The organism is Streptococcus sp. SCPM-O-B-15277 (M60) (assembly GCF_058200335.1).
This window is the reverse complement of the sequence record NZ_JBYQGR010000001.1, coordinates 360,756-376,996: the sequence shown is the minus strand read 5'-3', so window position 1 is coordinate 376,996 and position 16,241 is coordinate 360,756. Positions and strand designations below refer to the sequence as shown.

The following is a 16,241-nucleotide window of genomic DNA, read 5'->3' as shown; positions in this document are numbered from 1 at the left end:
CTTTTTATTCTATTAAACAGTTTTTTCAACTTTTAAGATTTTAACATCATAGCTTCCAACAGGTGTTTCGATTGTAACAACATCACCTTTTTTCTTACCAATCAAAGCTTGACCGATTGGGCTTTCATTTGATACTTTACCTGCAAAAGCATCTGCACCAGCTGAACCAACGATAATGTATACTTCCTTTTCGTCTTCTCCAACTTCTTGGATTGTTACAGTTTTTCCGATAGCAACTTCATTTTTAGCAACGGCATCGCTGTTCACGATTTCTGCATAACGAATTTTAGTTTCCAGACTTGAGATTTGTCCCTCAACAAATGCTTGCTCGTCCTTAGCTGCTTCATACTCACTATTTTCTGACAAATCACCGTACGAACGAGCAATCTTGATACGTTCTACAACTTCTGGACGACGTACTAGTTTCAATTCTTCTAATTCTTTTTCGAGTTTTTCCTTTTCTTCCAAGGTCATTGGATATGTTTTTTCTACCATTTTTCTCAACTTTCTTTTGATTGAATTAATAAATATATGCTTTAAAGCAAAATTATGTGGAAAACCACATAATTTTAGTTTGTGCTATTTGATTGGTTTAATTTACTATTGATATGTTCTTGAACATTGCGTTCATGTTCTTCTAGTGTTGTTGCATAGTAAACTTTACCATCTTGAACATTGGCCACAAAGTAGAGATAGTCACTCTTTGTCTGATTGATACTTGATTCGATCGCATCCAAGCTTGGGCTATCAACCGGCCCAGGCATTAGACCTACTTTTGTATAGTCATTGTATGGTGAATCAATAGATGTATCAATAGCTGCATCATCAGAAAGACTGATGTTTTGACCAAGTTTTCCTTCAGCATAAAGGATAGCGATATTACTTTGAAGTGGCATACCGAGGTTCAAACGATTATAGAATACACCAGCAATCAGCTTACGATCCTCTGTCTTAGCCCCTTCTTTCTCAACAAGTGATGCAATTGTCAAGAGCTCATTTACGGTTAGGTTCTTTTCCTTAATAGCAGCATAATGTGAAGAAAGGTTCTTATCCATAGCTGCAAGCATTGAATCAATTAAACTTTCAACAGTTGTATTTTCTTTAATCGTATAAGTCGCAGGGAAAAGATATCCTTCTAAGCGATAACGAACACCACTATCTTTTGTAGGTAAGCTTTCAAGAAGATTTGGATATTTGGCAACCTCTTGAGCAATAAAGTTCTCATCCTGAACTTTGGCCAAGAATGCTTCCGCTGTCAAAGGTTCTTTAAAGTCCCCTTGAAGTTGGCCAACAGTTTGAGCAATTTGCTCTAATGTATATCCCTCTGGAATAGTCAAGTTTGCAAGTGTAACCTCTTGAGGTTCAGGTGTCCCACCTTTTTGCAACTCTTTAATGACATCCTCAACACTCATACTCTTTTGTAGATTATAATAGCCAGACTTCAATCCAGTGTAGTTTTTATACTTGGCATAAAGTGTAAAGACCAAACCATTTTTAATGACACCTGATTTTTCCAAAGTTGAACCAATTTCTTGAACATTAGATCCGTCTGGAATCTGAACAGTCATATATTGTTTAGAATTTGGATCCACTGGTTGCAAAGCTGATTCAGCATAGCGAAGACCAAAGAAACCGCCAGCACCAAATAGAATGAGTAATACCAAAACTGTCACTAAAAATCCTTTTAAGCGGGATTTCTTCTTTTTCTTGGCTGGTTTCACAGTTTCTCTCCGACTTCTTCTAGGAAGTTCTGCTTCTTCAGTAGCTTCGTGATTTGTCAATTCTTCCTTGTGAGGCGCTAGGTTTACTGCTTCTTTGTCTTCGGAAGCAGTATCAAATGTTCGGTAAGAAACTGAAACCTTAGTTGGTATTGAATTCATTTCATCTTTATCTGAGACTGATTGAGGTAACTCAACTGATGCTTCTTTTGCAATTTCCTCTGTAACCTCTTCTTTTAGATCTGGACGAGGTGGAACAGCAGGTGCGTTCTCAATCAATTGTTCAACGGTTGAAACAGAATTAGCAATCAGCTCTTCTTCTGGAGTTATTACTCGTTCTTCTGTTTTTGTATCAGAAGAGTTCATCAAATTTGAAAAGAGGTCATCTGTTTGTTCTGTTAAACTTTCCTCTTTCTTTAATCGTTCTAAGTCTCGCAAAATTTGCTCTTTAAAACTCAACTTTTCTTCATTTGAATTTTCGCTCAAAGGTATTTACCTCCTTGTTGATAATCCTTAATATTATATCTTAAAAACTTGAGAAAAGCAACCTTAGAAGCCTTTCCAATCACTAATTCTTGTTTTCCCAGACCATATCATACCATTCTTCGCCTGCAAATTGGGATTTAGACTTTCCTTCATTGACAAAACCGTGCTTCTCATAGTATTCAATCAGGTAGTCATGGCAAGTTAGATTGATTCCCTCTCGTTCATGCTTAAGAGCCACTTCTTTAAGAGCAGTCAGTAGTTTTCTTCCTAGCCCTAGAGATTGAGCTTCTTTAGCTATAGACAGACAAGTTACAGAAATATAACCACCTTTCTTATGACTGTGGTCTTTTATTTCCTCAGTGAAAGACTGATCTTGCAAATAACGGTGAGGGACTACTGGTCCTTCAATATAACCGAGTATCTCCCCTTCTTTTTCAGCCACTAAAAAACTAGTCTGAATCTCTTTTAGGTGGGCTTCAAAAACAGAACGAGGAATGGCTTCTTCGATTGAAAAATTTTCTAGTTCAATCTCTAAAATACGGTCTAAATCACTAAGTCTAGCTTGTCGAATAATCATAGCTCCTCCTTATGAAAGGGATTCTTCCACCACATGAGAAAATTAACTTCATTGCTAACTCCCACGTCTACTATTCCTTGCTCCATAAATTTATTCATCTCAAAATAAGACAGCAATTCATCCTTGCAAAGAAGATAAATACCGAGACAATTTTGTTGAAGAGCAACTTGTTTCAAGGCCGCCAGCAACAAGGTTCCAAATCCTTGTCCCTGATACTCCGGATGAACAGATAAAGCGTCAATCACAAAATTTCTATCACTGATAACTTCTCCATTTGCTATCTTTTTTATCCATCTACTTTGTGAGGAATTAGCAAAGTCTGTCCCTGAAATATAGGCAACCACCTGATCATCAAGACAAGCTAATAGAAACGTATCCGCATGATTGCGGATACGTTCTTCTATTATTTCTCTATTCATGTTTTCTAGGAAGTTTGAATTACTTTCTTGTATCAAGCAAATCTGATCAATATCTGATCGCTGAGCTTCCCGAATTTTAATTGGAAATTCCATAATCTTCCTTATTGAACATTGCTTGTCAAATTAGACAAGAGACGCTCGAATGAGTATTCGTAAGTTTGAATATCTCCAGCTCCCATGAAGACATAGACAGCATTATCATGGTCTAGAAGAGGAGAAACATTTTCAACAGTGATGACTTGGTGTTTTTTATGAATCTTGGCTGCTAAATCTTCAACCTTAACATCACCATGGTCAACTTCACGAGCTGATCCGTAGATTTGTGCTAGGTAGACTGCATCAGCTTGATTCAAGGCTTGGGCAAAATCATCCAATAAGGCAATTGTTCGAGTAAAGGTATGTGGTTGGAAGATAGCAACAATTTCCTTGCTTGGGTATTTCTGACGAGCTGCATCCAAGGTCGCAATGATCTCAGTTGGATGGTGAGCAAAGTCATCGATAATAACTGTATCATTGACAATCTTTTCTGTAAAGCGACGTTTTACTCCACCAAAAGTCTTCAAGTGTTCACGCACCAAATTCAAATCAAAACCAGCAGTATAAAGCAAACCAATGACTGCTGTGGCATTCATGATGTTATGACGACCAAAGGTTGGAATGTGGAATTGACCTAACTCTTGTCCACGGAAATGAACTGTAAAGGTTGAACCAGTTGTTGAACGAAGCAAATCGCTGGCTACAAAGTCATTTCCTTCAGCTTCAAAACCATAATAGTAGATTGGTGCATTTGCCGTAATCTTACGCAACTCAGCATCCTCACCGTAGACAAACAAACCTTTAGTAATTTGTTTAGCATAATCATTGAAGGCGTTGAAGACATCCTCTAAGCTTGTGAAATAGTCAGGATGGTCAAAGTCGATATTAGTAATAATAGAGTACTCTGGGTGATATGGCATGAAATGACGCTCGTACTCGTCTGATTCGAAGACAAAATACTTGGCATTTTCAGAACCACGACCTGTACCATCTCCAATTAGATAGCTTGTATCAGTGATGTGTGACAAAACGTGAGAAAGCATACCTGTTGTTGAAGTCTTACCGTGTGCTCCAGCAACACCCATGCTGATAAAGTCACGCATAAAGCTACCAAGAAATTCATGATAACGTTTATAGCTTAGTCCATTCTTGTCTGCATAAGCAATTTCAACATTGTTATCTGGACGAAAGGCATTCCCAGCGATAATTTCTATATCCCCTTGAAGATTTTTCTCATCAAAAGGCAAAATCTTGATCCCTGCTTGCTCTAATCCTCGTTGTGTAAAATAGTATTTCTCTACGTCAGACCCTTGCACCTTATGCCCCATTTGGTGCAACATCAAGGCCAAGGCACTCATTCCTGATCCTTTAATTCCGATAAAATGATAGGTTTTTGCCATCTTTTTCCCCTTTACTCTGTCATATTTGTCAAGTTTAACTCTTGAGCAATTTTACGTTCTTTTTCTGATTGATGTTCTTTTTTGTTATAAATTTGGCTTTTCTTTAAAAAATCATAATTATTTTTCTTAGGTCCAAGTTGCTCTTCTTTAGTCGTTTGTTGCATCTGAGGAGCAGTTTCAGCTAAAATATAATGGCTTTGAGTTAATTTTTCACTATATTTGGTAAGCTCACCAGGATTTTCCTTTTGGAAAGGAGCTGTTGGCTGATTTGCCTGCCTTACAACATTATTTGAAGGTTTATAACGTTTGGTAAAACTAACATCTTGGGTCAAATACTTTGCTGAACGTTTCCGTTTCAAATCAGCTCTTGCTTCCTCACGAGCCAGTTCAGCGTAGGATTTTTCCTTTTTTTCAATCCGTTTATCTGATGCTTGAATCGGCGACTTTTTTTCTGTCGTAATTGGTGACCATTCCAAGTAGTTTTTGTCCTGGTAGTCTCCCTTGATATTACTAATCAAATCCGACTCATCATATAAGTTCATAAATGGCATCTCTGTCAGCATAATTTCATCATCTGACACTATTGGAAATCTTTCTTGTTTCATTTTTATTCCCTTTCAATACTCCATTATAGCGTAAAGTCTTGATTTTTCAAGTCTTGGCTTCAGAAATTCCTAATATTTCTTGAATTTCAGTAAGCGTGAGACTTCCACGAGACTCTGTTCCATCTAATACTTCTGAGACCAGATTTCTTTTCTGCTCTTGTAACTCTTGAATCTTTTCTTCAATTGTTCCTCGAGTTACTAGTCGATAAACCTCAACAGCTTGTTCTTGTCCCATACGATGAGCCCTACCAATAGCCTGCGATTCAACTGCTGGATTCCACCATAAGTCGACCAGAACAACAGTGTCCGCACCAGTAAGATTGAGACCAACTCCACCAGCTTTTAGAGAAATCAAAAATACATCGCATTCCCCTTGGTTAAAAGCTTTGGTCATTTCTTGGCGTTCCTGTGAGGGAGTTGAACCTGTAATCTTAAAGGAAGTTAAACCAAGCTGTGGCAACTCCTCTTCGATGCGGTCCAACATCCCCCTAAATTGAGAGAAGATGAGTACACGATGATTTCCCTCAGCAATTTGACTTAGCAGATCTCGTAAACTATCAAGCTTCCCGCTATCTCCCTTATAATCTTCTATAAATAGAGCTGGAGTATCACAAATCTGGCGAAGACGCATGAGTCCTGTTAAAATTTCAACTCGATTTCGTTGAAATTCTGCATCGGTCACTTGTCCCAAACGCTCTTGCATCTGTTGAAGTTGAGCTAGATAGATAGCTTTTTGCTGGTCCTCCAGTTCATTTTTATAAACGACTTCTATCAGATCAGGTAACTCTGTAAGAACGTCCTCTTTTTTTCGACGCATCACAAACGGTTTAATAAACTGAGCAACTCTATCGGCTGGTAATTTCATAAAGTCTTTTTTTGCTGGTAGAAGCCCTGGCAAGACAATTTGAAAGATAGACCATAATTCCCCTAGATTATTTTCAATCGGTGTTCCGGAAAGAGCAAAAACTGATGGAACCACAAACTTTCTCAAAATCTTAGCAATTTTGGTTTGGGCATTTTTCATCACTTGGGCTTCATCCAAAAATAGAAAGTCAAAAGACATCCGCTTGTAACTGTCACTATCCTGACGGAAAGTAGCATAACTCGTCAGATAAATCTGATGATTTTCTGCTAAAACAGTCTCACGATAAGGTTTCAATCCATGTACAACAGCTACATCTATATCTGGTGCAAATTTTTCAAATTCATCAGCCCAGTTATAAATCAAACCAGATGGAGCAAGAATTAAGACACGGGTATTGTCTTGAAGCTGGCTACTTAGAAAAGCGATAGCTTGCAGGGTCTTGCCAAGCCCCATATCATCTGCTAAAACTCCACCAAATCCATAATGGTGAAGCATTTGAAGCCATTGAATTCCCTTTTTCTGATAGTCTCTGAGTTCTGCTTTGATATTCAGAGGTTTCATTGGAAAATCTTCTGGATGCGTTAAATCATGTGCCAAATGTCGGAATTCTTCAGTAAATGTAACTTGATTCTGGTCCTTAAATAGATAGGAAAGTGTATAAGCTAAAGATTTACGAGCATGGAAAGAATCACTCTCCATCTCTTCAATTCCTAAATCCTCTAGATCCTGACGAATACGCTTGGTCTGTTCATCGAAATAATAGACCTGATTAGAGGAACTGATATAATAATCTTGCTTTGCGACTAAGGCTTTCATCGCGCGATTGATTTCTTCTTGATCGATATCTTGAAAATCAAATTGAATTTCTAAAAGACTTCCCTTCGAAGATATCTGAACTTGAGGCTTCTGAACCTGATAAAGTTCTTGTAAGCTCTCAGAAATTTTTAATTCTCCAAGGGCTGCAAAGGCTGGTAAAACTTCCTGAAAGAAAGCATGGACACCTTCTGCTTTTAGACTTTGACGCCACGATTGAAATTCCGCTTCAAATCCAGCAGATAGAGCCAACTGAAAAATCTGTTTCTCTAGTTGAATATCACTAGCAAAAGGGAGATTCTCTAGTTCATTACGGTTCCTAACTAAGCAAGTTTCATATTGAAACTGCATATCTAGACGAATGGAACCATCTTCTTCTCGTTCCATGTAGAAAGAAGGACGGAAAGAGTGGATTTTAAGACCATCAGGAATATCAACTGTTCCAAGGTTTTTAAAGCGTGATAAGGTTGATGCTAAGCGATCTCGATCGCTGGTATCAAATTGTAAAATCTTTTTGCCGCTACTGTCCAAAGGCACTTTTCTTAATGTATCTAACAAGCTGGCCTGTTCTTTTGACAAGAGATAAAAAGTTCCTTTTGAGAATAGTACTTGTCCTCTATAAAAGAAATTGATTCCTGCCCGTTCAAAGATTTCCATCTCAAAATAGTTGGATTTTTCTTCAATCCCAAAAGAAAACAAACCTGCTTGACCATCAAAATCTTGGAAAAGGAGTTCATGATAATTTGAAATCTGATGATCAAATTGAAACACATCTAAGCCCATCAAGAGACTAACCCCTTGCTCAAAAAGAGACTTAGGGAAATAGAGATGTCGTCCTTGATTTGGGAAAAAAATAGTGTACTCAACCTTCTCGTCAACCAAACCTAGTAAGAAATTCAAGACTTCCTGGCTGCCTTTATCAAAGTGCTCAAATCTTAAAGAAGACTCGTAACTTTTTCCTATCATGTAAGGTTTGTTAGCCTCAATAACTTTTAAGAAAAGAGGGATATCTCTAATCACATAAAACTTTTCTTGCTGAGAAAGACCAACCCTTAACGTCCAGACAATGCGATTGGTACCTGCTTCCACCTGTCCTTGAGCAGAAAGCTGATATTTGTCAGTCTGACTTGGAAGTTGGATTGATTCTAAAAAATTCCCTCCAATAGTTACCTGTGTCTCGACAGTCTCTTTCTCTTCCTGATTAGCCTCCAAGTTGAGCAAGATTTTCTGTCCTTGCTGGTCATTTTTAAAGTAAGTTTCCAGTGCCGCCAAATGAACACAGTAACCCCTTTTTTTGAAAAAATCACATGCACAAAAAATTAAGTCATCATCCAAACTATAGCGAATTTCTTCATTTGCTACACGCGCATAGATATAATGGTCTTGTTCTTTAACGATTTCAATCTTACCAGTTTCGTAGAGTGCTACTCCCTCCATTCGAAGTTTCCCTGGAATCAATTTAGCCATAGTTTCCCCTTTACTTTATCTCTTAATTATACCATATTTCTGCCTATGAAAATAGCCTTCTAGGAAGACTTTTCTCCTAAAAGGCTAGTTTTTATTTATTTGAAAAAGTGGCAAGTATTCGTTGGCAAACTTCTTCCAAGACAGATGTCGGCATGGCCACATTTAAGCGAGCGTGGAGGGCTCCTTCTTCACCAAAGTCTAAGCCTCTGTTCAGGATAACCTTGGCCTCATCTCTTAAGAGACTTCTTAGCTCGTCATCGTTTATATCATAGGCTGAAAAATCAAGCCAAATGAGATAAGTTCCTTGAGGTTTCATAACCTTGATTTTAGTTTCTTTATCAAACAAATCCACTACATAATTGATGTGTTTCTCAATCAGTTCTTTGAGTTCTGTTAACCAATCCTCTCCATAGCGATAGGCAGTTTCTGTTGCCAAATATCCCAACCCTGAGATTTCATGTTGATTATTGGCTAGCTGACGTTTTTGGAAAGCAAGTCTCAACTTTGGATTTTCGATAATGGCGTAAGAGTTTTTCGTTCCGGCAATGTTAAAGGTCTTGGTAGCACTGCTTAAAATCAGTGAAAATTCTTTAAAATCGTCATTTACCGTATTGAATGACTGGTGTTTATGTCCAAACAAGGCTAAATCTTGGTGAATCTCATCAGATACTAGCAAAACACCATGTTTTTGGCACAGTTGTCCAATCTTTTCCAAGACTTCTTTCTCCCAAACTCGTCCACCAGGATTATGAGGATTGCAGAGAACGTAGAGTTTCACATCCTCTTCAACGAAGTCTTTCTCCAATTGATCAAAGTCAATCTCAAAAAGTCCATCTTTTTCTACTAGAGAGTTGGTGATTAGTCTACGATTATTGAGCTTAATACTGCGAGCAAAAGGAGGATATACCGGTGTGTTAATGAGCACTGCTTCACCCTCTTTGGTAAAGGCTTGAATGGCTGTTGAAATGGCAGGTACTACTCCCTCGATAAAGACTAGGGCATCCTTATCAAAGCGATAACCGTGCTGTTTTTCCTCCCAATGTTGAACAGCTTCAATCAATCCATCACTAGCATAGGTATAGCCATAGACTAATTGCTCAGCATAGTCATGGACAGTCTGACGAATCTCAGGTAACACTTCAAAGTCCATATCAGCAATCCAGGCTGGCAATACTTGACGGTCAGTCTCGGCTTCTTTCCATTTGTAGGTATGATGTCCAAAACGATTGGGCAAGGTCGTAAAATCATATTTTCCCATAGTTTTATCCTTCCAAGGCTTGACGCAAATCTTCAATCAAATCTCTAACATCCTCAATACCGATAGACAAGCGCAATAGGTCATCTGTCAATCCATAAGAATGGCGAACCTCTGCAGGAATGTCTGCATGGGTTTGAGTAGTTGGGTATGTAATCAGACTTTCAACCCCACCTAAACTTTCAGCAAAAGAGAATACTTTCAAGGTATTTAAGATATGAGGAATGCGCTTCTCATCTGCTACTTTAAAGGAAATCATTCCCCCGCGTCCTGTATACAAGACTTCTTTGACAGCAGGTGACTGTTCCAAAAAGGCTACGATTTCTTGAGCATTAGCTGTTGAGCGCTCCATACGAAGTGACAAAGTTTTAAGCCCACGAATCAATTGATAACTATCAAATGGTGACAAAACAGCTCCTGTGGTGTTGAGATTGTAAAAGAGTTTTTCGTATAAATCCGCACTATCTGTCACAACCACCCCAGCTAGAACATCATTATGTCCTGCAAGGTATTTTGTCGCTGAATGAAGGACGATATCTGCCCCGTCTTCAATTGGACGTTGGTAAATCGGACTATAGAAGGTATTATCAACGACAACTTTAGCACCTTTAGCATGAGCTAATGTTGACAATTTTTCAATATCAAATTCCAACATCAAAGGGTTGGTTGGTGTTTCGATATAGAGTACATCCACATCCTTTTCTAGCTCAGCAATCAACTCTTCTTCTGTGTTTGCATAAGTAAAGTGGAAACGACCTTCCTGTTCCACTTGATTGAACCAACGGAAAGAACCACCGTAAAGGTCACGGACAGCCAAAACCTTGCTTCCTACTGGGAAGACACTAAAGGCCAACACAATCGCAGACATACCTGAACTAGTCGCTAAAGCATAGTGGGCTGATTCAATAGCTGCTAAAACTTCCTCTGCCTTGCTACGAGTTGGGTTTTTGGTGCGAGTATAGTCAAATCCAGTTGATTGACCAAATTCTGGATGTTGATAGGTCGTTGAAAAGTGAATAGGTGTAACCAAAGCACCTGTTGCCTCATCCGACTTGATCCCTGCTTGGGCTAAAATTGTGTTGATATGAAATGATTTGCTCATACTTTACCTCCAAATCTATAGTAACTATTGTACCACTTATTTTGGATCCTTCGTTTTCTTGTTTTCAAGAGCTAGTTATAGTTTCAAACTATACAAAAACGATAGCTTCCTGAGAAACTATCGTTTTTCCTGTTGAATAGACTGATTATTTAACGTGTTTTGCTAATTCTTCTTGGGCTTTTTTATTAGATTCTTCTTTTTCTTTCAGCCATTTTTGTCTAGCTTCTTCATACTCAGCCGTTGTGACAATCTTATCTTGCAACTTAAGGTATTTGTATGATTCAACACCCTTATTACCAGCTTGAGAGAAGGCAGCAGAGAATGGAACTGTTTTTCTGATTCCTGGTGTTCCACCAAGAGATACGTTTGGCAGTGTGAGAGAGCTATCCACCAACCAAGCTTGTGCTTCAGCGTATTTGTCATAACGTTTGGTCAAATCTTGTTCAGCATTGGCTTCTTCTAGCATCTTAGTGTAGGTATCCAAGCCAACCGCAGTTGCTTTAGCATTACTTTCACCAGGTTCTAAGCCAAGGTTTTGCAATGAACCACCATTTGTAAGGTTAAGTGTATCAAGATAAGTTGATGGATCCTGGTAGTCAGGGCTCCAACCACCATTGTAGAGGTCATAATCTTTTTGGGCAGCTGTATTCGCAAGATAACCAATGCCATCCATTTCTTCTGTAGTCAGCATTTGAATATCGATGACGACATTATCTGCACCCAAGACGGACTCGATAGATTGTTTGAAGGAACTTGCCTCTTGGACACCCTTCTTATATGATTGGTCTACTGGCAAGTCTAGATGAATAGGGAATTGTACGCCTTTAGCTTCCAATTCTTTCTTGGCTTGTGCAAAAGCTTCTTTAGCCTTATCAGCATTATAATAGGCATCTTGTCCATCAGCAAAGTTAATATTTTGCCATACTTGGCCGTAGTTAACCATCTTAGAAGCGACGACATCCCCAAAATCTTTACCATCAAGAGTAACGAATGTCGGTGGAACGAGCAAGTTTCTGATAATCTTTGTTGCTCCCTCTTCCCCTTGTGACTGAGCTCCATAAGCTGTACGGTCATAGGCAAAGTTAATGGATTGACGGAATGATTTGTTTAAAACTGCTTCTTGTTGAGCTGTCTTTTCAGCGTCTGTCGTTTTTGATGTGTGGTTATAAGATTTTCTATCTAAGTTAAAGTTAAAGTAGAAAGAAGTCGCAGTTTGCATACTGTAGATAATATTATCCTTGTATTTCTCTTGCACACCTGCAAAACTTGAACTATTTGGATAGAGACGGGCAAAACTATAGACACCTTCGCTAAAGTTACGAACAAGCGCATCTTGGTCGCTTCCATCATAGTAAGTCAACTTGACATCATCTACAAATACATTTTTTGCATCCCAATAGTTTGGATTTTTCTTGTATTCAAGTACAGATTTAGATGTGAATGATTTAAGGATGAATGGACCATTATACAAGATGTTTGCTGGATCCACCTTACCAAAATCATCCCCTTTTGAGTTCAAGAAATCAGCATTTACTGGGAACAGAATAGTTGCAGTTGTTTTTGAATTCCAATAAGGTTCTGGTTGAGTCAAAGTATATTGAACAGTATGGTCATCAATAGCCTTAACTCCAACTGTTGAAAAGTCTGTTGTTTTCCCACTAACGTAGTCAGCCAGACCAGCAACAGAATCTTGCACTAAATACAAGGCTTCTGAATTTTTATCTGCAGCATATTTCAAACCTGTCACAAAATCTTGTGCTGTTACAGGCGCATACTCATCACCATCTGCTGTATACCATTTGGCGTCCTTACGAAGTTTGTATGTATAAGTCAAACCATCTTGGGAAACAGACCAATCTTCTGCCAATGAAGGAATGTAGTTCCCATATTGGTCATTTTCCATCAAGCCATCTACCAAGTTTGTAACAACATCACCTGTTGTTGCACGATTTTCTACTAGATAGTTAAGACTGGAAGGATCGTTACTGTATACATAATTGTAAGTCTTTGTAGAACTAGCTGAACTACCACAAGCAGTTAATAGTAAACCAGCACTTAAGACGACGCCTGCCAGCGTCAGATATTTTGCCTTAGACTTTTTCATCTCCAGAACCTCCAAATTTAAATATTTGTATCATTATACAGTTAAAGTTTTTTTTAGTCAAGCATTTATGTGTTAAAAATTTACATTTTTCTACATTTTTTATATTTTTTTATATTTTTTAAAGAAAAAAAGAACAATCTAAACTTTTTTTCTTTAAAAGTTCAAACTGTTCATTTTATTTATAAAGCATTATGATAATTTTAATCGTGTTCGTAACTGGTCAGCTTTTGCCTTTCCAATAACCTTATCCAAGAGTCGAGTATAGAGACTCATGATTCCGTAGAGCCCACCACCGATTGTACCAATTAAGGCGACATAGATGAAGCTCCAGAAACGTCCAGTTGGATGGAAGACAAATCCAAGAATCCATTGTAAGAAGCCTACTAGGATAAACATCACTAGTGTCAAAATAGTGACTAGAATTGTTCTCTTCAAGATAACCTTACGACGAGCTCCAGTAATCCGACAAATTTCACGGTACATCAAAACAATTGGTATGATGAGACCGATTGTCGTTGAAATGAGAGGACCATAACTATGGAAAATAGCTATCGATGGCAATTGCAAAACAATCTTAGCAATTGAGCCATACACAAAATACAAGACTGCCTTGCGGTTACGGAACATAGCCTGAAGCATTGGTGATAAGACCATGTACAAACCTAGGATTGTTGACTGCAAGACCGCAAAGACAAACAAGCCCATAGCCAAACTATCTGGCTTACCGTAAAAGACTGTATAGAGGGGTTCTCCTACCATGACTACTCCAACCGTTGCAGGCAAGAGGAATAGGAAAAGCATGGTGATACTATCTTGTACCAAGCGAGAAGCTGCTGGCAAATCACCCTTTACATAGTTCTCCGTCAAGAGAGGTAAACCAACACTACCAATCGAAACTCCAACCGATATGAGAATCATGGTGATTTTATTTGGATTGGCAGAGAAATAAGAAAACATGACAACTAAGTCTTCATTACTGTAGTTGGTAAACCACTTCATGCTATTGATAAAGGTCATCTGGTCTAAGATTTGGAAGAGTTGAATAGCTGAACCAGTTATAATAAAGGGAATAGCTTCCTTAATCGTATCTACCAAGAGACCTTTACTATCAATCTTATCTCGCGTTTCAAAAACTTTTTGAAGCAATCCCTCTTTGTAAAGGAAATAGATCAAGACTGCAAAACTAGCCACCATTCCCACAAAGGCTGCAAAGGTAGATTGGGTGACTGCTGCTAGATAATCTTTCGAACCGAGCTTCATGATGATAAAAGTCGCTAAGAGCATCCAAATGACTCGGATAACCTGTTCAGCAATTTGACTCATAGCATAAGGTTTGAGATTATTCATTCCTTGGAAAAATCCACGAATCACACTCATAGACGGGAAAATCAAGACAGCCCAAGCTAGACTTTGCATAATGGGAATCAAGTCCTTCCCTACACCGGAAAGATCTGCCAACCAAGGCGCAAAGAGATATAAAACCAAAGCAAAGGCAAGACCCAATACAGTCATAAAGCCTAAGAAGCTCCGAATCAGGGCAAAACTATGCTCTTCCTCATGCATGGTATTGTATTTAGCGACCTGCTTAGCAACTGCAACTGGGATACCTGCTGTCGAAATCAACAAGAACCAGGCGTAGATATTATAACCCATGGTAAAGAGACCGTTAGCCGTTGCAGCATAAGTCCCCATCCAGATATACCAGGGAATAATGTAAATAGCTCCGAGCAGGCGACTAATAAAGTTACTTGCTGTTAGCCAGGCAGTCCCTCGTAACATCTGGGCCTGCTGATGATTATTTTCGTTAGACATAACTTCCTCATTCATTTTTAATAACTAGGAAATGTTCCTTATCTTCCATTATAAACTTTTCCTTGTTACTTGTAAAATTCAGACTTTCAGTTTACAATAGAAAGTATGATAAAGATTGAAACTATATTAGATATTTTAAAGAAAGATGGTCTCTTCCGTGAGATTATCGACCAAGGACATTACCACTATAACTACAGCGATGTTATTTTTGATAGCATTAGTTATGATAGCCGAACAACCAAAGAAAATACTCTATTTTTTGCCAAAGGAGCTGCCTTTAAAAAAGAATATCTGTTTTCAGCTATCTCACAAGGGCTTGGTTGGTACGTGGCAGAGCAGGACTATGAAGTTGGTATTCCTGTTATTGTTGTTAACAATATCAAGAAAGCCATGAGTTTGATTGCCATGGAGTTTTATGGTAATCCTCAGAATAAACTCAAAATTCTTGCTTTCACTGGAACTAAAGGAAAAACAACAGCGGCTTACTTTGCCTATCATATCTTGTCCCAACGCTACCCAACAGCTCTCTTGTCAACAATGAATACAACTTTAGATGGTAAGACTTTCTTTAAATCTTCCTTCTCAACACCTGAAAATATTGATCTCTTTGATATGATGGCTCAAGCGGTTAAGAATGGTAGAACTCATCTGGTAATGGAAGTTTCCAGCCAAGCATATCTGGTAAATCGAGTGTATGGTTTAACTTTCGACGTGGGAGTTTTTCTTAACATCACACCAGACCATATTGGACCGATTGAGCATCCAACCTTTGAAGACTACTTCTACCACAAGCGTCTCTTGATGAAAAATAGCCGAGCAGTTATCATCAATAGTGATATGGATCACTTCTCTGTACTGAAAGAACAAGTAGAACATCAAGACCATGACTTCTATGGTAGCCAATCTGATAATCAAATCGAGAACTCCAAAGCCTTTAGCTTCTCAGCTACTGGTAAATTAGCTGGAGATTATGATATCCAGTTAATTGGATACTTCAACCAAGAAAATGCTATTGCAGCTGGACTCGCTTGTCTTCGTCTAGGGGCTAGTCTAGAAGACATCAAAAAAGGGATCGCAACAACTCGCGTTCCTGGTCGTATGGAAGTCCTCACTCAGAAAAATGGCGCAAAAGTATTCATTGACTACGCACATAACGGTGATAGCTTGAAGAAATTGATCTCAGTCGTTGAAACACATCAGACTGGAAAGATTGCTTTAGTACTCGGATCAACAGGAAACAAGGGAGAAAGCCGTCGCAAGGACTTTGGACTTCTGCTCGATCAACATCCTGAAATTCAAGTATATCTAACGGCTGACGATCCAAACTATGAAGATCCAATGGCCATTGCTGATGAAATTAGTAGCTACATCCATCGTCCTGTTGAAAAGATTGCTGACCGTGAGCTAGCTATCAAGGCTGCGATGTCTGTTACAAGTCAAGAACTGGATGCGGTCATTATCGCTGGTAAAGGTGCTGACTGCTACCAAATTATCCAAGGTAAGAAAGAAGACTATCCAGGGGATGCTGCTGTTGCAGAACGTTATCTATAGTATATTTAAAGAAGGCTAGGAAAATTCCTAG

General features: G+C 38.6%; 12 protein-coding genes. 1 reads left to right on the top strand and 11 read right to left on the bottom strand.

Annotation, left to right across the window (positions count from 1 at the left end):
• Positions 1–12 precede the first annotated feature (12 nt).
• From greA to AC3E9F_RS01865, 11 genes are all read right to left on the bottom strand, one after another.
• Entirely contained in the window at positions 13–495 is a 483-nt protein-coding gene (gene greA, locus AC3E9F_RS01915; protein ID WP_263393829.1) for a transcription elongation factor GreA, read from the bottom strand.
• 74 nt (positions 496–569) lie between these two features.
• A complete protein-coding gene (mltG, locus tag AC3E9F_RS01910) occupies positions 570–2,204 on the bottom strand; it encodes an endolytic transglycosylase MltG (protein ID WP_263393830.1) in 1,635 nt (544 codons plus the stop codon).
• 82 nt (positions 2,205–2,286) lie between these two features.
• Positions 2,287–2,781, bottom strand: coding sequence for a GNAT family N-acetyltransferase (locus AC3E9F_RS01905; protein WP_263393831.1), 495 nt, complete (start codon positions 2,779–2,781; stop codon positions 2,287–2,289).
• Positions 2,778–3,293 carry a GNAT family N-acetyltransferase gene (locus tag AC3E9F_RS01900; RefSeq protein ID WP_263393832.1) on the bottom strand — a complete coding sequence of 172 codons (516 nt, stop codon included), beginning with the start codon at positions 3,291–3,293 and terminating at the stop codon, positions 2,778–2,780. Before AC3E9F_RS01900 ends, AC3E9F_RS01905 begins: the two co-directional genes overlap by 4 nt.
• Positions 3,294–3,301: 8 nt before the next feature.
• Positions 3,302–4,636 carry a UDP-N-acetylmuramate--L-alanine ligase gene (gene murC / locus AC3E9F_RS01895; RefSeq protein WP_263393833.1) on the bottom strand — a complete coding sequence of 445 codons (1,335 nt, stop codon included), beginning with the start codon at positions 4,634–4,636 and terminating at the stop codon, positions 3,302–3,304.
• An 11-nt stretch (positions 4,637–4,647) separates the two neighbouring features.
• Entirely contained in the window at positions 4,648–5,241 is a 594-nt protein-coding gene (gene zapJ / locus AC3E9F_RS01890) for a divisome accessory protein ZapJ (RefSeq protein ID WP_214262171.1), read from the bottom strand.
• Positions 5,242–5,287: 46 nt separating this feature from the next.
• Positions 5,288–8,386, bottom strand: a complete 3,099-nt coding sequence (locus AC3E9F_RS01885; protein ID WP_490672741.1) for a pilus expression-regulating Snf2 family helicase — start codon at positions 8,384–8,386, stop codon at positions 5,288–5,290.
• 91 nt (positions 8,387–8,477) lie between these two features.
• Positions 8,478–9,644, bottom strand: a complete 1,167-nt coding sequence (locus tag AC3E9F_RS01880; RefSeq protein ID WP_490672740.1) for a MalY/PatB family protein — start codon at positions 9,642–9,644, stop codon at positions 8,478–8,480.
• Positions 9,645–9,648: 4 nt separating this feature from the next.
• Positions 9,649–10,743: a cystathionine gamma-synthase gene (locus AC3E9F_RS01875; RefSeq protein WP_281334771.1), complete on the bottom strand. Its 1,095-nt coding sequence runs from the start codon at positions 10,741–10,743 to the stop codon at positions 9,649–9,651.
• A 145-nt stretch (positions 10,744–10,888) separates the two neighbouring features.
• On the bottom strand, positions 10,889–12,847 hold the full coding sequence (locus AC3E9F_RS01870) for a peptide ABC transporter substrate-binding protein (protein ID WP_490672739.1): 1,959 nt from the start codon (positions 12,845–12,847) through the stop codon (positions 10,889–10,891).
• Between the two features lie 189 nt (positions 12,848–13,036).
• Positions 13,037–14,659, bottom strand: coding sequence for a putative polysaccharide biosynthesis protein (locus tag AC3E9F_RS01865; RefSeq protein WP_490672738.1), 1,623 nt, complete (start codon positions 14,657–14,659; stop codon positions 13,037–13,039).
• A 105-nt stretch (positions 14,660–14,764) separates the two neighbouring features.
• Here AC3E9F_RS01865 and AC3E9F_RS01860 point away from each other — a divergent pair, with 105 nt between their 5' ends.
• Entirely contained in the window at positions 14,765–16,210 is a 1,446-nt protein-coding gene (locus AC3E9F_RS01860; protein ID WP_490672737.1) for a UDP-N-acetylmuramoyl-L-alanyl-D-glutamate--L-lysine ligase, read from the top strand.
• Positions 16,211–16,241 lie beyond the last annotated feature (31 nt).